The organism is Sinorhizobium prairiense (genome assembly GCF_029201645.2).
In the GTDB taxonomy this organism is placed as follows: Bacteria; Pseudomonadota; Alphaproteobacteria; order Rhizobiales; family Rhizobiaceae; genus Sinorhizobium; species Sinorhizobium meliloti_A.
Genome location: NZ_CP104131.1, coordinates 977,277 through 996,960, shown reverse-complemented (window position 1 = coordinate 996,960; position 19,684 = coordinate 977,277). Strand labels below are relative to the sequence as shown.

General features: G+C 61.7%; 20 protein-coding genes, 1 tRNA gene and 4 pseudogenes. 8 read left to right on the top strand and 17 right to left on the bottom strand.

Annotated features, from left to right (window positions below; genetic code table 11):
* Window positions 1–187: 187 nt before the first annotated feature.
* The 3 genes from N0Q91_RS07410 to N0Q91_RS07400 are packed head-to-tail and all read right to left on the bottom strand — an operon-like array spanning window position 188 to window position 4,088.
* A complete protein-coding gene (locus N0Q91_RS07410; protein ID WP_275597736.1) occupies window positions 188–1,483 on the bottom strand; it encodes a hypothetical protein in 1,296 nt (431 codons plus the stop codon).
* Window positions 1,483–2,655, bottom strand: coding sequence for a portal protein (locus N0Q91_RS07405; RefSeq protein WP_275597735.1), 1,173 nt, complete (start codon window positions 2,653–2,655; stop codon window positions 1,483–1,485). The genes N0Q91_RS07410 and N0Q91_RS07405 overlap by 1 nt, the downstream gene beginning before the upstream one ends.
* Window positions 2,655–4,088, bottom strand: a complete 1,434-nt coding sequence (locus tag N0Q91_RS07400; RefSeq protein ID WP_275597734.1) for a terminase large subunit domain-containing protein — start codon at window positions 4,086–4,088, stop codon at window positions 2,655–2,657. The genes N0Q91_RS07405 and N0Q91_RS07400 overlap by 1 nt, the downstream gene beginning before the upstream one ends.
* A gap of 142 nt (window positions 4,089–4,230) precedes the next feature.
* Here N0Q91_RS07400 and N0Q91_RS07395 point away from each other — a divergent pair, with 142 nt between their 5' ends.
* Window positions 4,231–4,572, top strand: a complete 342-nt coding sequence (locus N0Q91_RS07395; protein ID WP_018095310.1) for a GFA family protein — start codon at window positions 4,231–4,233, stop codon at window positions 4,570–4,572.
* Between the two features lie 25 nt (window positions 4,573–4,597).
* Here N0Q91_RS07395 and N0Q91_RS07390 read toward each other — a convergent pair whose 3' ends face one another.
* Window positions 4,598–4,753: a DUF3309 family protein gene (locus tag N0Q91_RS07390; protein ID WP_020487478.1), complete on the bottom strand. Its 156-nt coding sequence runs from the start codon at window positions 4,751–4,753 to the stop codon at window positions 4,598–4,600.
* A 338-nt stretch (window positions 4,754–5,091) separates the two neighbouring features.
* Here N0Q91_RS07390 and N0Q91_RS07385 point away from each other — a divergent pair, with 338 nt between their 5' ends.
* Window positions 5,092–5,496, top strand: coding sequence for a hypothetical protein (locus N0Q91_RS07385; protein WP_018095312.1), 405 nt, complete (start codon window positions 5,092–5,094; stop codon window positions 5,494–5,496).
* Here the strand turns inward: N0Q91_RS07385 and N0Q91_RS07380 are convergent.
* A complete protein-coding gene (locus N0Q91_RS07380; RefSeq protein WP_275598099.1) occupies window positions 5,493–5,858 on the bottom strand; it encodes a hypothetical protein in 366 nt (121 codons plus the stop codon). The two genes, N0Q91_RS07385 and N0Q91_RS07380, sit on opposite strands and share 4 nt — an antisense overlap.
* 171 nt (window positions 5,859–6,029) lie before the next feature.
* Here N0Q91_RS07380 and N0Q91_RS07375 point away from each other — a divergent pair, with 171 nt between their 5' ends.
* The 3 genes from N0Q91_RS07375 (at window position 6,030) to N0Q91_RS07365 (ending at window position 8,272) form a co-directional block, all read left to right on the top strand.
* Window positions 6,030–6,437, top strand: a complete 408-nt coding sequence (locus N0Q91_RS07375) for a hypothetical protein (protein ID WP_345774917.1) — start codon at window positions 6,030–6,032, stop codon at window positions 6,435–6,437.
* A 1,291-nt stretch (window positions 6,438–7,728) separates the two neighbouring features.
* Window positions 7,729–7,929: a hypothetical protein gene (locus tag N0Q91_RS07370; protein ID WP_018095315.1), complete on the top strand. Its 201-nt coding sequence runs from the start codon at window positions 7,729–7,731 to the stop codon at window positions 7,927–7,929.
* A 163-nt stretch (window positions 7,930–8,092) separates the two neighbouring features.
* A complete protein-coding gene (locus N0Q91_RS07365) occupies window positions 8,093–8,272 on the top strand; it encodes a hypothetical protein (RefSeq protein WP_275597732.1) in 180 nt (59 codons plus the stop codon).
* Window positions 8,273–8,285: 13 nt separating this feature from the next.
* Here the strand turns inward: N0Q91_RS07365 and N0Q91_RS07360 are convergent, their stop codons facing one another.
* The 3 genes and pseudogenes from N0Q91_RS07360 to N0Q91_RS07350 form a co-directional block, all read right to left on the bottom strand.
* The gene (locus N0Q91_RS07360) at window positions 8,286–8,651 is read right to left on the bottom strand and encodes a BA14K family protein (RefSeq protein WP_275598098.1); all 366 of its coding nucleotides are present in this window, start codon (window positions 8,649–8,651) and stop codon (window positions 8,286–8,288) included.
* 246 nt (window positions 8,652–8,897) lie between these two features.
* A pseudogene (locus tag N0Q91_RS07355) lies at window positions 8,898–9,516 on the bottom strand (hypothetical protein).
* 122 nt (window positions 9,517–9,638) lie between these two features.
* Window positions 9,639–10,175, bottom strand: coding sequence for a helix-turn-helix domain-containing protein (locus tag N0Q91_RS07350; protein ID WP_275599863.1), 537 nt, complete (start codon window positions 10,173–10,175; stop codon window positions 9,639–9,641).
* A 135-nt stretch (window positions 10,176–10,310) separates the two neighbouring features.
* On the opposite strand from N0Q91_RS07350, the pseudogene N0Q91_RS07345 reads away from it, so the two are divergent.
* The 3 genes and pseudogenes from N0Q91_RS07345 to N0Q91_RS07335 all read left to right on the top strand — a co-directional run bounded on the left by N0Q91_RS07345 (window position 10,311) and on the right by N0Q91_RS07335 (window position 11,815).
* Window positions 10,311–10,999 (top strand): annotated as a pseudogene (locus N0Q91_RS07345) (LexA family transcriptional regulator).
* 204 nt (window positions 11,000–11,203) lie between these two features.
* The gene (locus tag N0Q91_RS07340; protein WP_100674862.1) at window positions 11,204–11,533 is read left to right on the top strand and encodes a hypothetical protein; all 330 of its coding nucleotides are present in this window, start codon (window positions 11,204–11,206) and stop codon (window positions 11,531–11,533) included.
* Window positions 11,530–11,815, top strand: a pseudogene (locus tag N0Q91_RS07335) (hypothetical protein). Before N0Q91_RS07340 ends, N0Q91_RS07335 begins: the two are co-directional and overlap by 4 nt.
* 19 nt (window positions 11,816–11,834) lie before the next feature.
* Here N0Q91_RS07335 and N0Q91_RS07330 read toward each other — a convergent pair.
* The 9 genes and pseudogenes from N0Q91_RS07330 to N0Q91_RS07290 all read right to left on the bottom strand — a co-directional run bounded on the left by N0Q91_RS07330 (window position 11,835) and on the right by N0Q91_RS07290 (window position 19,049).
* A complete protein-coding gene (locus N0Q91_RS07330) occupies window positions 11,835–12,557 on the bottom strand; it encodes a pentapeptide repeat-containing protein (protein WP_275597729.1) in 723 nt (240 codons plus the stop codon).
* A gap of 228 nt (window positions 12,558–12,785) precedes the next feature.
* Window positions 12,786–13,781: a Tim44 domain-containing protein gene (locus N0Q91_RS07325; protein WP_275597728.1), complete on the bottom strand. Its 996-nt coding sequence runs from the start codon at window positions 13,779–13,781 to the stop codon at window positions 12,786–12,788.
* A gap of 181 nt (window positions 13,782–13,962) precedes the next feature.
* On the bottom strand, window positions 13,963–14,862 hold the full coding sequence (locus N0Q91_RS07320; RefSeq protein WP_275598097.1) for a glycosyltransferase family 2 protein: 900 nt from the start codon (window positions 14,860–14,862) through the stop codon (window positions 13,963–13,965).
* Window positions 14,863–15,108: 246 nt separating this feature from the next.
* Window positions 15,109–15,201, bottom strand: a pseudogene (locus tag N0Q91_RS07315) (Stf0 family sulfotransferase); the annotation flags it as partial.
* Between the two features lie 104 nt (window positions 15,202–15,305).
* A tRNA-Lys gene (locus N0Q91_RS07310) sits at window positions 15,306–15,381 on the bottom strand.
* Between the two features lie 126 nt (window positions 15,382–15,507).
* Entirely contained in the window at window positions 15,508–16,425 is a 918-nt protein-coding gene (locus tag N0Q91_RS07305) for a PhzF family protein (protein WP_018095325.1), read from the bottom strand.
* A 176-nt stretch (window positions 16,426–16,601) separates the two neighbouring features.
* Window positions 16,602–17,351, bottom strand: a complete 750-nt coding sequence (locus N0Q91_RS07300) for an NUDIX hydrolase (RefSeq protein ID WP_275597727.1) — start codon at window positions 17,349–17,351, stop codon at window positions 16,602–16,604.
* Between the two features lie 2 nt (window positions 17,352–17,353).
* Window positions 17,354–18,460, bottom strand: coding sequence for an endonuclease/exonuclease/phosphatase family protein (locus tag N0Q91_RS07295; protein ID WP_275597726.1), 1,107 nt, complete (start codon window positions 18,458–18,460; stop codon window positions 17,354–17,356).
* A gap of 145 nt (window positions 18,461–18,605) precedes the next feature.
* On the bottom strand, window positions 18,606–19,049 hold the full coding sequence (locus N0Q91_RS07290; protein WP_100674869.1) for an NlpC/P60 family protein: 444 nt from the start codon (window positions 19,047–19,049) through the stop codon (window positions 18,606–18,608).
* Between the last annotated feature and the right edge of the window lie 635 nt (window positions 19,050–19,684).

Here is a 19,684-nt window from a genome sequence, read left to right as displayed (position 1 = left end):
GAAATAAGGCGGCTCCGAAGAACCGCCCGTGTTTTCCCGTTTCGTTCATTCCGCTGGACTGCCGGCAACACTCTTCCTTGATTGCCTCAGCCCCGCCAGCGCCACACCCGGCCCTTGGGTTGCTTCGACAAACTGACGTCGTCAGGCAGGGGTCGTACGACCACGTTGTCAACGCCGTATCGCGGGCTCAGGACAAGTTCGGGAGGCACGCGTTCGGTTTGGTTCGGGTGCCCCTCACTTCTCCCGTACGCTGATTGTAGAGTCTGCCGTCATCGAGTTTTGACCATTCGCCGTTTCGCATGGCATCGATTTCAAGGCGTCCTCTTTCAAGCTCCATCAATCGCACCGGATCGGACTGCTGCACCTGCTGCTGATAGAGTGTCTGCAGAATCGCGCGCTGCTCTTCGCTGAGGAACGGATTGCCGAGGGCTTGAAGTAGCTCCATCCGGGTCGGGGCTTGCGGCGCCTGCTGCTGCCCGATCGCCTGCGCCTCTGCGATCTGCTCGGGCGAGGCCGGGGCGCCGCCCATGAGCGCCGGCATGATGCCGCCCTGCGCATTGGCGAGCTTCCGGGAGCCTTGGAACTGCGCGGGGATGCCCTGCGGCACGTTCATGCCGGGGAATTGGGCCCGGTACTCAGGCGTCTGCTCGAAGGCGGCGACCTCTTCCGAAAGCGACGCTGAAGGGCTGCTTATCCCCGCACTCATGGCGTTGACCGCGCCCGCGGCGGTTTGATGCGGCATCCCGATCGAGGGATCGCGGCCGGCGGCTTTCTGCGGCTGTCCCTGTGATCCAAGGGCGCGCATGAACTTGCGTCCATAGGTGCCTGTGTCGGTTCCGAGCGTATCCTTCCGGTCTGTCTTGCCGACCCCGCCGGGGCCCGCGAACCACGCCTGAGCCGCGCCCTCTGGACCGAACTGCTGCACATAGCTGTTGAATTTGCCGTCGAAAATGGCGTCCTGAATCCGCGCATCGGCCATGAACTCGTCCGGCGATACTTCGCGGCCGAGCACTTCGCGAGACCATGGGCCGACATTGGCCTCCATGATCTGGTATCGGCCGAGCGCGCGGCCCATTTTCGGATGCGTCGGGCCAACCGCTTTGTAGCCGCCGCTGCCTGCACTCTCGATCGAGGCGATTGCATCTCGATAAGCGGAAGACTCCGAAGATACAGGGCCAGTGCTCGCCGGCCCTGCCCCGGTCGAAACCATGCGTGACCCTTCCGCATCCGGCGCTTGACCGGTAATCCTGTTCACGATGCCTTGGAACACACTGTCGGCACCGGCCCTGCCACTCTTTTCGGCCTTGTCGGCGCGCCGGTTCATGATGCCCGCGACAATCCCGGAGCCGAGCGCATTGAGGCCTTCGCCGACGTTCCTGGGCGCAGCGGAAGCACCCATGATCGCCATGACGAGATCCCGCTTGCGCTTGACTGATCGGGGCGTCTCGCCCGTATTCCCACCGAAGATGAAGGATGGAGCCATCATTTCTTCCTTCCAGCAGTAAAAAGCTTGCCGTAGTCGACTTGGCGGAGCCCGTCAGGGCGGCGCGACACTGCGTCCGGCCGCATCTTCTCGACTTCCTGGGCCATCACGCCGATGTGCCGCTTCTCCGCCATGTCGTCGGTGACGGAATTGCCTTCGCGCTGATGCGGCCGCCGCTCGACGATCAGATCGGCGAAGGGCACCTCGTCCCATTCGTCGTTCGAGAGCAGGTGCTCTTCGCCGGTGCCTCCGGCAAAGACGAGGCGGCGCAGCTCCGCGATGCCGTCGTCGTCCGCGTCCACCTTCACGTAGAGCTCGTAATAGTCCACCTCCTCCAGCGCCTTCGGCACGGCATCCCCGGCTTCGAAGGCTTCGCGCCGGCGTGCGAACACCTCGTCGTCGCGTCCGCTTCCGCCGTTCGAAGCCGGAAGGCCTTCGATCAGGCCGCGGTCATAACCCATGGCGATCAGGTCTGAGCGCCGCATCCGCTTGACGATGCCGGTGATCGCGCTGTCCTCGATCGAGATGGCGTCCGGATGGATCAGGAATTCCTCGAGCGGCACCGCCGCCAGCCTCGGCGTACCGCGCTCGGTGCGGCGTCGGATCTTGACGCTGTAGCTCGGCTGCTCCACCGGCCCCTGCGGCGTTTCGATCCTTTCGACCGTTTGCGACTGTTCCAGCACATCCACCTCGTCGTCACCGACGAGCTGGACGAGCGCCGCTTCGTCCAGACCGGTATGGGCCGAGATCGCAATGGAAGTCTGCTTCTCGTACCACCAGCGGATCACGCCGTTCCTGAGTTTCAGCGCATCATGCGCCGCGTCCTGCACGGCGTCGTAGCCATTGCTTTCGGGAAAGACGACATAGTTGATGTAATCGCTCGCCTGATCTGCCGCCGCCTCGTCGCCTTCGTCGACCGGGGCGTATTCCACCACCTTGTCGTTGCCGAGGATGGTACGGATCAACGAGGGCAGCACCTTCTTGATCGCAGCGCGGACGTCGCGCGAGACGACCTTGGAGCGGTTTGCATCCGCCGGCACGTCCTTCATCGTACCGTCGTAATACTCCATCGCCTTGATGCGGTCGACCGCCAGCTCGTCGCGGTAGTTTTCGCAGTCTTTCACCAGCCGGCTGACGTAGGCGGACAGGCGTTCATCGGTCATTGCGGCCATCAGAGAACCTTTCTGGCGGTGAAGTTCCAGTTTGCGTAGCCGTTGTTCGCCCGTGCGTGGCGCTTCATCATCAGGGCGTAGCGTGAGGCGGAGATCAGATCGTCGCGTTCCTTGACGATCCTGCCGTCCTTGCGGTGATAGAGGCGGAACTCCTCGAACCATTCCGTGCAGGTGGAAAAGACCTTCCAGCGCCCCGTCTGCATCCGCTGCAGCATGTCGGAAAGCCCCGCTTCCACGCCGTTGGTGCCGTCGTCGAAGGTCGCCCGCTCGGGAAGAAGGGCCAATCCCTGCGCGCGGTATTGCGCCGCCAGTTGCTCGCCGCTCCCCTTGTCGTGCTGCAATCCGTCGTGCGGCCATGCCCAGGGCATCGCCGCTCCCCACGGCTTCAATGCCGCCGCGTGGATGATCGGCGTCGCCTCCCGCTCGCGATAAATCTTCGTCACATGGAAGACGTCCGCGTCCCGGTCCCAGGCGCAGCCCACCGCCGCGAAAGGATGGTCCCAGCCGAAGTCGAGCCCGCCGATCTGCACCCAATGCTTTGGGATTTCGAACGGATCGACACGTATGCTCTCCTCCGTCACAGGAAATATCCTGCCGGATCCGAGCGCCGGCACGCCCCTGGTGCGCGCCTCGCGCTCATGGGCGGGATAGCTGTCGATCACCCGCTGGCGATCCTCGAGCGTATAGTGCTCCGCATCCTCGATCGTCATGGTGATGACCGCGCGATCCGGTGATTTTTCCATGAGGTACCTGGCCACGACCGCGCTCAGGCCCCTGAGCGGCGTAAAGGTGACCGCGATGGCGCCGCGCGTTGCATTGGTGCGGGTAATCCCTTCGAAATAGACGTCTTCCGGCGGCTCCTCGTCGAACCAGACGTAATCCACCGTATTGGCCTGCCATTTGGCGCGCCCCTGTTCGTAGGCCTTGAAGAGCAGCGTCGAGGCTCTGCCCGAAACATGCCGCACCGTCACGCTGTCGAGAGCACCGGAAGCGCCGGCGCGGCGCGTCGTCGCCTTGATCGCCGCTTTCGGGAGAAATCCGGTGCCCCACTCCTCCTCGTTGAGGGGCGGCCCGACCAAGAGCCGTTGCACGCCGTCGCGGGTCAGTTCATAGGACTCCGAGCCCGCCAGCAAGACGATCGGCCGGTCGAACCGCCGGCCCTGCCACCAGTCGGGATAGCGCCCCGTCAGGTGCATCGCCGCCTCCGCTGCGCCGGCCAGCGTCTTGCCGAGCTGGTTGCCGGCCATGAACAGCCTCTCGCGAAAAGCCGCGCCCGCCGCATGGAACTCCCGCTGCTTGGCATAGGGCCGGTAGGCGGCAAGGATATTCGTTCGTTGCCGCCTGTGGAGCTCCGCCATCAGCAGCATCTGTTCCCTGAGCATCGCGGAAAGGCCGGACACAATTGTCCCCTCGGATGGGTTGGATACGCTCATCCGTGATCACGCCTCTATATTTTTGCGAATTGCGGTCGTAGCCGGCGTAAGCATCGCTTCGTCTTTGCTGGACTGCGCCGGAATAAGATCAATAATGTCCCCAATGCCGTGCTGACATACGAAGCGCCGATGGGAGAAAATCATGATCGAAGGCCATTGCCATTGCAGGGCGGTCCGCGTCGCGGTCCCCGTCCGCCCGGAGACGCTCGGCGATTGCAACTGCTCGCTCTGCAGCAGGCTCGGCACGCTTTGGGGCTATTACCCTTCCAGCGAGGTCAGCATCACCGATCCTGAAAGAAAGCTCGTCGGATATGTCCAAGGCGACAGGACCTTGACCATGCATCACTGCGGCGTTTGCGGCTGCATAACCCACTGGTCGCCGGCCGGCCGCAGCTCACCGCGCATGGGGGTCAACATGCGCGTCTTCGATCGTTCGGTCTGGGAAGACATCCCGCACCGCCTTATCGACGGCGCGAGTTGGTGAAATCGGCTCTGTGTGCCTCGGGCCTTCAGATTCTGCCCATCAAGAGCAAGATCAACAGGACCACGACCAGAACGCCGAGAATTCCCGAAGGTCCGTATCCCCAGCCGGACGAGTAGGGCCAGGCCGGAATGGCGCCGATCAAAAGCAGGATCAGAATAATGAGGAGGACGGTGCCAAGCATATTGCGGTTCTCCCTTGCACGATCGAAATTTCTGCGAACGAAATCACGCGCCAAATCGAGTTTCTGCAGCGACTTTTGCGCGCCTCCGAAGATGTGGGTGCGCTACAAAGAACATCGTTCATCCTACGAATGCGAGAAGTCAGAATATGTTCCACGCCCCACGCGACCCGTATGCGGGCAACACTCAATCAGAACGGGCAGTTTCCTTGGAAGCCTGATTCTCGTTTTCCGATTTGTCACATCTGGAACAGCGAGACGGCGTGAAAGGGCCTTTTATCTGCATGTTCTCATACGCATGAGAACATGCTAATTTTCTTTTTTTCTCGGAGGGGAAACCGATGCCACGTATTGCAAATCTTTATTTCAGAACGGCGATTGTTTTTTTGATCCTGGGCATTTCGATCGGCCTGCATATGTCGATCACAGGCAACCATGCCGCAACGGGCGCCCACGCCCACGCCAATCTGCTCGGCTGGGTAACCATGGCGATTTTCGGCGGCTATCACGCGCTTAATCCTCAAAAGGCGGCAAGGCGGCTGGCGGTGATTCAGTACGCGGTCTACACCTTCGGGGTGGCCGTCCTGATCCCGTCGCTCTACCTGATGCTTTCCGGAAACACGGCCGTGGAGCCGATCGTCGCCGTTTCGTCGCTCATCGCCTTCGCCGGCGTTCTGCTCTTTGCCGTCATCATCTTCTCGAGCAGCGAAGCGTCTGTCTCGGCAAGAGTGGCGCCGACGCATTAAAGCTGCACTTTCGCGGGCGGCACGCGCTTTCGCAGGCCGCCTGCCCTCTTCCTGGCTGGAAGCAGTGGCCGGATCGCAGCGTCCAGCGCGCGGATCCGGTCGATGATCTGTTCGTCCGACAAATCGTCAACCCCGCCGGTTGCTGCACTCAGGTCCTTCGGCAGAACCGAGGCGACGAGCTTCAGATAGGCTTCCGGCTTCTCGTCGCGAATGCGAGCGATGACCTCGCTGCCATGCTGGGCGAAATCCGCGCGCACGGCACCGAGAAAGCTGCTCCCCAGCGGGCTGCCCTCACCTCTCGCAGCCGGCATGCCCGCCGCGTCCGGCGCTTCCGCCTCCGGCATGGTGCTCTGATCTTTCATCATGAATTTCTCCGCTCCTCGTCCTTCTCGGGCCGGCAGCTCATGACCACAATTTCTGGAACAATCTTCCCGCCATATGCAATCCATAATTGCGCCAGAATCCCGGATCAGATTGGCGCAACAGGACTGTGCCGCCTCGTTTATCGAAGAGAAAACCGCCACGGAGGGAATATGCGCCGAAGCCTCGCCACCGCCTTTCTCATTGCCGCATCGACGATCTCCGCCTCTGCGGGGGAACGGGGCGAACCGCAATACTTCGTGAAGGCCTGGCTTCAAATGCCTGACAGAAGTTTCGAGCAAACGAGCGGCTGGTGCGATGGAGAAGATGATTGTTTCGTGCCGATCGGTGAGCACGTGATCCAGTTGCGGGATATGTCGGCCTCATCTTACACGTTCAGCTTTTGGAACGCCCCCTCGCAGCAGGATGCCTGCTGCGTGAGCCACACTGGTTTTCCTACGTTGCGCCTTTGGAGCGGACGTCCCCGCGTCGTTCCTCTTTACTACACCCCGAGAGTATCAGGCGACCCGGGGCAGATACTCTTCGGCAACCTCGTCATAGCAGTCGAGTACTTAGGCTAACCGCCTCCGGTCGCCGAAGCCAGGTCTCTGAAGCGGATCCATTGGGAAAGCATGTTGGATGCCGCCTGTTCCCGCCACCTCGATAACGCCTGTTTAAGTGTCATCGTTGGCCCAGGAGGGGCTGGCCCTTCCTTTCACTCATGGACTTCTCCTCATGAACATTTGCGTTTCGCGGGTATTGCGGTGGATCAAATTCATTTGCGGCCGGCGATGCCGCCCACTCGCCCGGCGCCGCTGGCGCCTGGATCATGCGAGATTTTGGGGTCAACGCGTCTTCACGCAGAATCCGCCTCGCGGATTCGGGTGACGCGGAAGCGCATCGCCGGCCGCACACGGCGCCGCGGCGTCTTGGAACGCGCGGCATCGCCGTGAACCATGAATTGGAAGTGAGGAGCACGCCGCGCCGAGAGGAGCGCCGGACGTTTTCGAGGTCGCCTCCGCAGGATCAGAGCAGGATTGCAATTCCTCCTCCGTGCTCATCCCTGTGCTTGTCGCAGGGATGAGGAGATCGGGAGGGTGGACATTACGGCAGCTGCCGTTTGCGTGTATTTAAGCCATCTTGCCGACTGCGCGGCCCGGGAAACATATCGGAGGACTGCAATCCCCTCCCTCATCTCTGTGCTTGTCACAGAGATCCAGCAGCGCCGCGTCTGCGGCGCGGGAAGCGTTCTTTCGGCCCAAGGGCTTGGTCTCACTGGACCCTGTGACGAGCACTGGACAACCCGGGGCGGGTATCAGAATCTCAACGAGCCATAGATCACGATGCTGAAGCCCTGAGAGGATAAAATTCCTATCCTTGATTTATGGAATACCGCAAATGCCTCTCGGTGCGCAAGCCTTCGTCACGCCAAGAGCGCTTGTTTTTCGATTTACCCACGGGAAATCTCTCCGATGTCTCTTGGCGGACCGCAGGAGGTAAGTTCGCCTGCTGCTGCCAACGCGCAGGCCGCTATGAACCCGCTGCTCGGATGCCTGCTTGATGAAGAGGCCGCTCAAATTTTGTTGTACAGATGTATATTATAATTTCCTTGCATAAGACATTGGCCTCTGCTTCAATCCTGAAAGGCTGATGCTTGAGGGCTTGGGTATATATTTCGATAATGATGTCTCGGATGAACGGCAGCGATCGGTTCGCTATCGTTGCTCGATGTCGGACGACGTTTCGTGCCGAGGCAACACACATTGCTTTGAACATTACTATAGAGACTGAAATTTAGGCCAGTATCCCGATCGTCGGGGAACCACGACAGCCCGCAATGCATTTGCCTTCCCGAGAGAAGGAGCTTCGTCCATGCGCAATCCTTGGATCTATGTCGCCGTCGGTTTCATCGTCGGTGCCGGCTTGTTCGTCACCACGGCCTGGCACCGCACGCCCCTCGCCGAATCCGGTCAGTTCGCCAGCGTAAAACTTGAAAAGACCGACCGCCTGCAGGGTGGCGTCCAGACTTCGTTCGTCATGGAGCGTTTCGGCCCGGTTAAATCCGTCGAGTAACCGGGCACGACGTTCAAACCTGCACTGGACCATTTACAGGTGCGGCAGGCAGCGCTTCAGGCATGCCGGGCACCGCCGCGAACTCTTGCTTTCCGCCGCCGGATGCGCAAGTTACTCGCGCCGGGGTCATGCCGGCGCTGAATGGCGAACGAGGAAGACTGCGGTGAGTCCAGATAACAAGCCCGATGCCGAAATCAGGGTCGAAAAGCGAACGAACGGGCGCTGGGCCTTCGTCCTCAGCTATCGCGGCGTCACCTATCCGGCCCAGGGTCAGTTCGCCACTCAGCTTCAGGCGCAGTCCGCGGCTTACGTCGCTGTTAAGCTCCTGCGCAAAACGCGCTGAGGGGTTACCCCCTCTAATTGTAAGGCGAGTTACACCGGCGGCGCCCGCCGTCGAAGGGCTGAAACGTGTCGTCCGCAGCGCGATACGAAGCGTAGCGCTCCTGGCACCAGCGAAGATGCGCATTGGCGTCGAACTGCCCCTTTTGCCGTTGGCGCAGGCGCGATCTGTCCACCGCCCGGGGCGAAGGGCCTCCCACCGTCGCACCGGGGCCTATGCCGATGTCGGGAGCCCTGCCGCGATAGCGGGAGCCGTAGTTCGGATATCGCTGTTGCAGGAAGTCGCGGTATTCCCTCTCGATGAAGAGATCGTGGTTGCTGCTGCCCGCGGGACGACCGGCGCAAAGTCCGGTGCTGCACGTCTGGGCTTGTGCCGGTAGCATACCTGTCGCTACGGCAATCACCGCAAAGGCGAGCATTGCTGAAGCTTTCACGGACTCACCTTCTTTCTGCTCCGGGGAAACGGTCGATGCGCCTCGACATGCTCGTTCGAGGCACCTTCGCATTGAAAGCATTTAACCTTTATTCGCCCAAAAGTGCAGCGGTTTTGGGACGATGGTTTGCCCGGCATTCTTGTGGCACGGTCTGAACCGGCTTAGGCCGGATCGAAATATAGGATATTATTCCTATTATGGAGCAAACGAAATATCCTTCTTCCCATATTCACGCAAGCCCTTTTCGAAGAGGAGGGCATTCAGGCCCCGCTTCAGCCAATCCAATTGGGCCTCCGGCATCATTCTCAACCCTTCATAATCCATCACGCAGACGTTGAAGACGGTGGCTTTCACCTGCCGCCCCTCCTCGCATCCGAGCAACAGGCCTTCAAGCCTCATCATTCTCTCCGCCGCGTTCTTCGCCTTCACGGCGCGAGCCTCGCTCGGCTCGCTTGCATGTCCTCTTACGTGGCCGATCTGCTGGGCCCTGACGCTTGGAAACGGAATGCCGGTCAAATGATAATAGCGCACCATCGCCGCCGCGTAGTCGTCGCCCGCCTCCCGCTGCTGCTCGGTAATCCGCCCGTCTAGAAACAGCCGGCCGAGCGTGTAGCCGGCGAGCGCGCCTCTGGAACTCGAGGCCATGCATGCGCTTGCGCGCTGCAAGCGCCACAGCCGTCGCTTCCTTTTCGCTTTCCTGTTTGGACCACTCCGGCTTTATCTTGCCGCATGCAAAGCGCTCGGCATTGGCCTTCCGCGGCCGTCCGAGTTGTGCCTTGCGCTTTGCACGCAATTTCTGAGCCTTGGTCAACATGGGAATCCTTTCGAGCGTGGTGATTGAGACATCCGTTGCGGGCGACCTGCCGTGAAGCGGCGGGACGTGACGGTATTCAGGGTGAACTGAGGGTGGGTATGGAATACGAGCCGCCGCAAGGCTCAGCCGAAGGTGTCATCTCTGGAAGCTGCCCGGCTTCCGGCACCGCCATCATTCACGACCGCAAGCACGGTCGTGTGGTCTCTATGGAAGATGCGGCCGATCCCCGCCAGCGAGAGATCCCGGCGGCGCTCATAGACCGCGCGCATGCAGGCATGCCTCGGCTTCACCAGCCGGCGCTCCCGGCGCACACTGATGATGTCGTCCCAGCTAACACCGGGAAAATCCTCGAGCACGGCGGCAACGATCTCCTCGATCGGCGCTCTGCCGCGGCCGTCCTCATTCGACGCACCGTTATCTCGGCTGCCAAGCAGAATTCGGGCCTGGGCGAGCAGCCGCGCTTCCGCATCGGCGAGATCGGCTTCCAGTCTCGCAATCCGCCGTCCTTTCGCTTCGTTGTCGGAAGCAAGGTCGACCAATTGTCCTTCGAGTTCTTTGATGCGCGCAGATCTGCCCATCGCTTCGCTCGGGCGAGCCAGCCGCTCCCGTACGCTGCGATAGTGTCGAGTTTGCCTTGCCAGCTCCGAATTCTCCGCCACTGTTCTCGAACTCCCCTTTCCCGTGCTCCCAGCAGTCGCGGTGCCTCCGCAGCCGCGACTTGACTTTACCAATGACATCTATAATGTCGTGTTGTCAACATGATTTATGTTATCAACATTGCTAAGTCCCGTATCATGAGCGAAAGAGCTGAAAGATTGCGCGAGGCGCGCGTCAAAGCGGGCTATCGGTTCGCCTCCGACGCAGCGAATGCCTTGGGCATCGTGGCCTCGACCTATCGCGCCCACGAGAATGGGCAGAATGAGTTCGAACTCAGCGAAGCGGAGATCTACGGCCGCAAGTTCAATGTCGATCCGCTTTGGCTGCTGACCGGCACCGACCGCCGAAGCTCCACGGGCTCCGCGACCGGCTCGACAATGGCCGAAGTCGACGCGCCGAACGCCCGGATCGGTGCGAAGGTAATCGGCCAGGGGAAAAGATCCCGGTCTTCGGTCAGGCAGTCGGCGGGGTTGACGGTGAATTCATAATGAACGGCAACGTGCTGTACGAAGTCATGGCGCCGCCGATACTCTCGGACATCTCGGGCGCCTATGCGGTCTCGGTTTCAGGCGATTCGATGTACCCGCGCTACGAAGACGGCGAGGTCTGCTTCGTCGATCCCAGCCGCCGCGTCCGGAAAGGCGACTACGTGATCGCTCAGATTCGGCTGGAAGAAGGCGGGGCCCTGCTGGCCTACGTCAAGAAGTTCGTGCGCCACAACAGCTCCGAACTGGTTCTCGAGCAGTTCAACCCCCATAAGGAACTGCGCTTCGAAGCCTGTACCGTTCACTCCGTCCATTATATCGCGCTCGCCGGCAACGCCTGAGGGACGCAAAGCCCCCCAGTCGTCGGGCGAAAGTCGAACCAGCGAGCTTATTCCTTTGCCGCACCCCGACGGCATCACTCATGTCGGCTGACTCAACACAATTCATGTTGACATGTATCGTGTCGGATGCAATGTTGGGTGAACACAGGGCAGAATTGCACGGCGGACGAACGCCGGCAGCGATACGAGGAGAATAAGCGCCACATGTCCCTCCCCCGAATCAGATCCGATCTTCATGGCCAGGTCGACGAACTCTTCGCCGCCGACTTTCTCCGTTCGACCGACGCGCAGAACCAGATGGCGCTCAAGTGCTTTCTCTCCTCCGCCTATTCCAGTCTGGCTTCGCTCGCCTGGCATCTTGGTGCAGATGGGCATGTCTTCCAGCGTGAAGCCCGGCCCGCGACGGATCTCGTCGACGACGCCTTCTTCGCACTCGATCGCGAGCGCGAGTTCGGCAGCGGCGCAGATGCGAGCCAGGTCCAGCGGCAGCTCGGTACGCACAATCCCCGGCAGCAATTCGGAGGCGCCCTGTGATCCGCGCCGAGACATACGCCGTCGTCAATCTCGCTGCCCTCAATCTCATCGAGGCTGTCAGTGCCGCCTACTTCGTCACCGAAAGCCAGGCCATCGCCCGTCATGAGTTTCGCGCTCGCGAAATGCTGAAGAAAATCGCCTTCACTCTCGGCTATGATCTGGCTGAAGCGGCGGCACAGGACGATCGGCCGCAACGGAGAGCCGGCGCGGAGTTCGCAGCAGGCACGACCGGGTCTCAGGCTTGTGTCCGCCGAGCTTGCGGCACCGAACGGTGATCGTTGAAGCGCCCGCCCTTCACGCTTCAATCGTCGTCGGGAGGGCACGGCCATTTAGCGGGCGCGGCCAGTCCCGACGGCAACTTGGTCGCGCCGTCACCGCAGGTGAGATCGACCTGTTCCTGTGTGAGCCCGGACGCTCTGGAAAGGTCGACGCCCTCTATCCTCGTCAGGAAAAGAAAGGCGCGATCCAGATCGATCGGTCCTTCGAGAACCGCACCGCTCAGCTTGGCGCGCGAAAGATTGGCCATCGCGAAGCGCGTGCCCGTCAGCACGGCCTTGTCGAAATTGGCGCGCCCGAGTTCCGCTTTCTCGAAGTCGGCGCCTGCCAGCCGTGCTCCGCTGAAGTCAGTGCGCTGCAGCTCGGCACTCGCGAAGGATGCATTCTCCGCAGAGATGGCTGAAAAGTTGCCGCGATAGGCCTCCACCCTGCTGAAATTCGCCTTGTCCGCTTTTGCCCTGGCGAGCGAAGCACGAACGAGCGTCGCCTTCTCCAGATTAGCGGACGTGAGATTGGCCCCGCGCAGGTCGGTCATCGTAAAATCGGTGTTGAACAAATTGCTGTCCGGGAGGTCGCTACCACCCAGCATGATCTGCTTTTTGTTGCAATCCTGCCAGTCCGTACCCGGTCCAGCAGCGCTTTTGCAATCCGCCGCTGCGGCGGCGCCGGCGGCAAGGGCCCACACCGTGATCGCCGCAGCGCAGAACGTTGTACGCGCGCTGCCACCCGTCTTGCCAAGCTTCGTCATATCGCCGCTCCTCGATCGGCTGCGGGCGAAAGATCAGCGGGCCGACACGTGCCGGACTGAACGAACCACCGCGCAGAACTCAACCGGAATTCAAGATGTTAAGGCGAATCCGCCCGTCAGAAAAGAGCGGCAAAGAGCAGCGCCGTCAATAGCCGATCTTCGCCTTCTTCTGATCGGATCATGATGCCGGTGGCAGGCTTGCCGCCCGGCGGTCAGGCTGGCGGGCGTTCAGGCCTCGACGCCCTGGATGGCAGATACCTGCCAGTCGGCGCCGGGCTTTCGCGCGAACGTCCATATCTCGACGGCGTCTGTCGCCTCGTCGGCATTGCCGCTCACGACCCTGCCTGTGGCCCTGTCACGCATCACGTCGATGCTCTCGTAGCGCATGGCGACCGTCGCATATTCGGTACCGTTTTCTCTCCATGCCTCCGCGAGGTCGCCCTGAACGAGGTGAACGTCGCGGACTTCGTTCTTGAGACCCTTTGTTGCGTTGTCGCTCAGCTCTTCCGCGAGGTAGGACATGGCTTCGGGTGTGGTCAGCTTACGCAGCGCCGCATAATCCTCCGCTCCGTAGGCAGCCTGGACATCCTTCAGCATCGCCTCGAAGCGATCGAGATCGTCCTGGCCCACGCTGATCTCATCTGTCTGCACCGGTACCGGTGCGGCGGCTGACGCCCCTGTGGCAGCACCACCCATGGCTTCACCTATCCGCGGAATACGGAAGGACGGGGCTGCGCCGGCTGCCGCCGAAGAGCGGGCCGAGGCAGCGGGCGCCGAATAGGCCGGACGCTGGTTGCGGCCGAAGAAGCGCATTGCCAGGGAGATCAGCAGAACGACGAGGCCGACCTGCAGCAGCAGGCCGAGGAAGCCGATGCCGCCGCCGACGCCATGGCCGAGCAGCATGCCGATGAGACCGCCCATCATGAGACCGCCGAGCATGGATCCGCCGAAACCATTGAAAAAGCCCGGCCGTGCATTGGTCCGGTTCTGGCTGGCCGGATTGGTCGCGGTAGAGGGCTGGGTGCTCTGCCGCGGTGTCATGGTTCTGTCGATCGGCGCGGCCGGTGCCGGTGCCGTCCGAGTGACCGGCGGGGCGGAAAAGGTCCGGCTGCCGCGCGAGCCGAAGCCACCGCCTGCCCGCCTCGCGTCAGCGACGTCGACCACCGTCATCATCGCCGCAACACCGATTGCCGCAATGGCCAGAACACGTCCGAAACGCTGCATTTCCACCCTTCCCTGTCTCTCGACCGCAATCGGTCAATACGAGGTCATATAGAGCCAGAGGCGCAGGAATTTAAGAGTGCTGCCCCGTCTTTCCTCGTATTCGGTGTGAGCTAACGGTAAACTGTCCACCCGATTGAGGCGTTTGGCGCCGTTCCTCCCGATGCCTCGGACGCGGCTAGGGCTAGCGCAGGGGTCCAATAAAGCCGAGTTCGAGCAACTGCCTGGAACTCGAGAACCGCGTCGAGCACGCATCGGAAAAGTCGAACTCACCGGTCTCCTGAAGATCTTCAAACATCTTGCGGTAGACGGCCGCAGCATCGAAATACTGCCCGTCGGCGACTGCTTGTTCGATCTTTTCCTTGTAGTCGGAGAAGAACTTGAAGTGCAGCAGCACACCGGAGACGGCGGTGAAATTCCTTTCGCAGGGCAACGGCTGATGAATGCTGACGCCGAGGCTGCATTCGCTATCCCAGAAGATGACAGGATATTTGATGAGTTCGAGCAGATGGGCGAATTTGCGCTTCCGCGGACCGCCCGTGATGCTGATCGCCCGCTTCGTATGGCTGATCTCGTATCCGGAGCCGTCGAAATGATCGGCGATTTCCCACGGCATGCGGCCATCATCGCTGTCGAGCGTGGCAGCCCCGAGCGGTCCGATCGGATACATGTCGAGCATCGGGGCTGCGAGGCGCTTTTCCCCTTTGTTCTCCAGCGCCCGCAGAAGAGCTTCGAGCGGCCGGTTCTCGCAATCCTCGTAGATCAGGAACTCGTCGGAATCGACATTCAGATACCACCGGTTCCAGCCATAGCGCTCGAACAGAGCCTCTCGCCATTCACGCCCCCTGCGGGCATCGCGATACCGCACCGGCGAGTTCCAAAGGTCCACATCCGCCTGCGCAAGCAGGTAGTCCCGTGTCCCGTCCGACGATACGTCATCGACGCAGATGAAGCGGGTAACGCCGAGCCTTCGGTAGTGCGCGAGAAACGAAGGCAGCAGCTTCCGGTCGTTATGCGTATTGAACACGAGCGGAATGTCTTCCTTGCCGAGCGTCCGCTGCCCGCCCGGCGTCAGGCACGACATCTCGATCGTCCGCTTCCGCTTGCGGACCCGCGCCGTCAGCTTGTAGGTTTCGTAACGGGTAAGAACGCGATCGAATATCCCTCTGCGAACCCGCTCGCTCTCAGCTCGGCGAAAAGGATAGTGAAGTTCTTTCAAGGTCTGCTCCCGATCGACCGCTGCGAGAGGAAGCGTTTATCGGCATCGGCGCGCGAATTCAACTCCGCCGCAACCGCGAAGCTTGCGCCGGTTGAGGGCAGAACCGTCGGCCTAGAATGCAAACGGGTGCTGCGGTCGCAGGGTCCGGCTGCCAAGCTTGACGAAGTTCTTGATCTTTCCCGGAATGTGCTCCCGCCGGTCATACACAAGCGGCTGTGGCGACTATGCGCAGTCCGCTCGTCAGCTGAGCCCGAGCCATCAGGGCGTAGGCCGAACCATTGCTGCATTGCCAGAGAATTTGAGGTTTTTGGTGGGTGATCACGGGCTCGAACCGTGGACCCGCTGATTAAGAGTCAGCTGCTCTACCAACTGAGCTAATCACCCGACCGGAACCGCTTCGCTGCGGTCTGGTGGGGCGTATAATGGCGTTCGCCGGGCTTGTCCAGCGCCCTTTGCAAGTTTTCTGCAAAAATTTCAGCGCGGTGCATTCGTGCGTCCTTCGCCGCCACTTCAGACCGTCAATTCCCCCTCGGCAACTTTTATGGCATGGCCGCCTATCCGCGCGCTCGCGATCTTGCCCTCCGCGATGTCCAGATGCAGATGAATGAAGGAAGGGCGGCCCATTTCGACCCCCTGCTCGATCAGCATGGGGTGGTGGCCATCGACCAGGCCGTCGAAGAAGTTGATGGCGCCTGAAAGAGCGGCCGCGGCCGAGCCGGTTGCCGGGTCTTCGACGAGGCCCATGCCCGGGGCGAACATCCGGGCATGAAAGCGGGCTGTATGATTGATGCCGCCGCGACAGTAGAGATAGGCTGCAGCGAGCCGGCCCTCGGCAAGCGGTGCCAGGTGCTCCCAGCGCTGCGGATCGAATTCCACCGAAGCCGCCGCGCCGACGTCATGAAGGGGCACCATGACGAAGGGAACGCCGGCGCTCCAGAACGACGGCACATGATTTTCAAAGCCGACCTGCGTCGTCTTGAGCGCAAGGGCGTCGGCGATCTCCTGCCGGTCCAACTGCGCGTGGAGCCGGATCGGTTTGCGCGGCAGGTCGAATTCGGCGAAGGTCGCCGCTCCCGGCTTCAGCCTGACGGCAGCGCGGACCGGCCCCACGCTTTCTTCCAGTACCTGCATCAGTTCGAGCGCACTGTTGGCCTCCCCATAGGCCGCTTCCGCAATTGCTACGGCCGCTCCGACTGTCGGGTGTCCGGCGAAGGGCAGTTCGTGTGCCGGCGTGAATATCCGAAGCCGGGCGGAATGGGCGGCGTTGCCGGGCCGCAGGATGAAAACCGTTTCCGAAAGGTTGAACTCCTGGGCGATCGCCTGCATGGCTTCCTCGGCAAGCCCCTCGGCCTCGAACACCACTGCCAGAGGGTTGCCCGCCAGCCGTTTCTCGGTGAAGACATCGTAGATCGCGTAACGCCGTGCCATACATGTCCCCTTATTGGTCCGGGTCGTTGTGGATTAGGTCCGGGTAGCGCGGTATTACGAAGATCCCGTCTGCCGACGCCGCGACGTCGGGTCAAAACTCTGCTGTGCCGCACCGCTCGCGACCTTGCAACGCCAGCGCCCCGGCGGCAAGGCAAAATGCCCGCGGCGACGTACCTTCACGCCATCTGCTGCCCGCGGCTACGCGCAAAAAGCCATTCAAGTATGGGTGGAATGAACGGCGGATAATTATGTGCGGTCGGCTCTGGCCCCCGGATCGCCACCGCCTCGTCGATCTCGGGATGGGGATCGGCAGCAACATGCGCCGCCACCCGGGCAAGGATTTCCTCCGCCGTGGCCGCCAATCGGAAAACGCGGAAAACGGTAAGGGTGCCATCCATGCGGATGGCGTGCCAGCCCGGCTCTGCGATCGCCTCGGAAAGCGAGATGCCGGTTTCCTCCATGACCTCGCGCGCGATGTTGCGCGCGACGTCGCAGCGCCCGTCGATGATGTCCTCCGGCTCCAGCGAACCGCCGGGGCTATAGACCCGGCCCGGATTGGCCGTGTGCGCACCCATTCGGATCGCGATCAAAGCGCCGTCCGAAGAGACGAGCATCGGCATGCCGAAGATATGGCTCGCGCCCGCCGCCCTCGTTTTCCGCCACCAGAGAAAGGTCGAATAGGGAACGATGTGGGCTCGCGCGCTGATGCGCCCGTCCGTGATCCGGACCGACCTCTGCAGTACCATCCGGCCGTCGAAAAGGTGTGGGTTCGCGGCGATTTCCCGCCGCCAGCTTTCGCGCGCCCGATCCGCCTCTGCCAGATGGAACGGATGGGGCTCGGGCGAGACCTCTATATCGATGTCCGAGACCGGGAAGATCGTCCCGTCGAGAGGCCATTGCCCCTGGCTGGTTTCCAGTAAGGTCATCTTCAAATATCCAAGGTCATTACAACAGGGCAATGGTCGGAGGCTTTCGGACGGTCCCAGCCGGTGCGCGGATAACGCTCGACCTCCTGCCCCGCGGGAAAGATCGTGCGATAGGGCTGCCCGGAACGGATGATTTCAGGCAGCCGGGCCGCGTTGCGGCGCGCCAGCTCCGGCGACAGCCAGATATAGTCGAGCTGGCAGAGATGCCGATCTTCCGGCCCCCTGCTGTGGAAGAGCGTCCAGCGGTCGAGGACCGGCCGGCGCAGATTGGGATTTTCGACAAAACCGTCGTGACTGAGGATGTCGAGCGCGCTCGTCGTTTCCTCATGCGGCACGAATTCATAGCCGTTGCGCCGGTCGCCCAGCACCTTCACCTTCTCCTGATAGTCATTCATATCGCCACAGATGGCGAAGACTTTGTCGGCCGTATGTCCGCGGCCGAAGCGGCGTTCGATGATATGGCGCACGGCCTTCACCTCCGCGACACGCACGGCCATCGTCGCCTGCCGGCCGTCGAGACCTTCGCGCGCCGGCCCCATGGACTTGAGATGCACCACATAGAGGGTCAGCGGCCTCCCGCCGATTCTCACATCCAATTCGAGGCAATCGCGTTTGAAGATGCGGTCGCGGGGCCGGTTCGTAAGTGCCAGTTCGTCGTTGAAAAGGTCGAGATCCTCATAGGTGAGCGCAGCGTGGCTCTTTACCTCCAGGCACTCGATCTTCTGGCCGTCGCGGGTCTCCTCCCGCATCAGCACGGCGACATCTATGCCGCGGGAGTCGTTGCCTTCGATCAGATATTTCTGGCGATAGCCGTTGCCGGCCATGCGAAACAGATAGCCATATTCGAAGGCCTGCAGCGCCGCCATGTTGTCGGCCTCCTGCAGGCAGAGAATATCGGCGTCGCAATCGGCAATCGCCAGCGCCGACATCTGCCGGGTGTCGTCCGTATGCGCGATCGTGCGTGCCTCTTCCAGACGCTGGTATTCCGCCTCGCTGCGAACGTCGAAGAGCCGCAACACCCGATCCTGCTTGAGCTGGTTGCGAAAGCCGGAAAAATCGAAGCGGCTCATGAGGTTTTCGATATTGAAGGTGGCAAGGCGAAGCGACATCAGGGGCAATTCCACATTGAATTGCCGCGGAGATTAGAGCGGGACGAGCAAGAGTGTAAAGCTGCAGATTGTGCCGCGCGCGAGCCCTCCGCGGCGTCGCCGTCCGCCGGGAACCTTGCGATGAGCCCGTGCGCGGCCTTGGCCGCTATCGTCTTACCGCCACCACCTGGGCCCGGCTGAAATAGGACAACTGCACGCGACCCGACTGGTTGCCGCCGATAAGACGTGCGGTCGATTTGGACATCTGCGACAGGACGCCGACGTGATAGCTCCGTCCGGCTCTGACGACGACGACGTCGCCCGGCTTTGCGTAGGACAGCTTGACGGGCGCACCGAACCTCAGCCACGAGCGGGCGATGCCATAGCTCTTCGGTGGCTGCCGGCCGGATTTCCGGGCAACCATCCCCATGAAATGGCCGCACCAGGGCGTACGGGCCGGATTGATGCCGAGAGCGGCGCGCAGGCGCCTGTTGTTCTTCACCTCGTGCAGCCCGGCATATTGCTGGGCCTGGGTGAGCATTCCCGCTGATGCGGTGTCGGGTGACGTAAGCGCAAGAAATGCTGCAGTCAGAAGCGCGACAACCTTCATGAGTTGGTCTCCCTCACGGCGCTGCGCGTCCAATCAGACGCAAAGTCGCCGTAGCACCTGGTTTTGCCGCATCTTCCGGATTGACTTCGATCCAAAAGATGCAGCCGGCGCGGACGGCGTCATGCCGCCTTCGCCTGCCTCTTCGTCTCCGTCCATCGCAAGGAGTTCGCCCCTTCCGCAGACGCGCATATGCACGCGCCGAGCCGCTCCGCATTCGGGAATGCGTCCCGATCGCAGATGAAGATGGCTCCGGAATCAAAGGGCTAGAGCGTCCTCCACCGAGGCGTGCAGCGACGGCCTCGCCCAGCGCCGTTAAAGGCGCCAAGGCCGCATGCCTGGATCGCTGCACGGTCCGCCCGTGAGCGGTACCGTGTCGGCAGCCGTCAAGGCTGCACTACGCCTTCGGCACAAAGCACAAAGGACTCTCTAGCGCTTTGAGGCTGCACATGACCGTCTCCGAAAACCGAATATGGATTTTCAGCGCGGTGTTGCAGCCGGCCCGCGAATTGCAATGGCCGTGCCCCCAACCTGATGGCGTTCGCTTTGCGAGAGTTCGAAATTCCCCTGCCAGCCGGTGGTCAGCAGGCGAAAACTTGCCGGCTAGGTGAAGCGAAATTGTGGCAAAGACCGCTTGA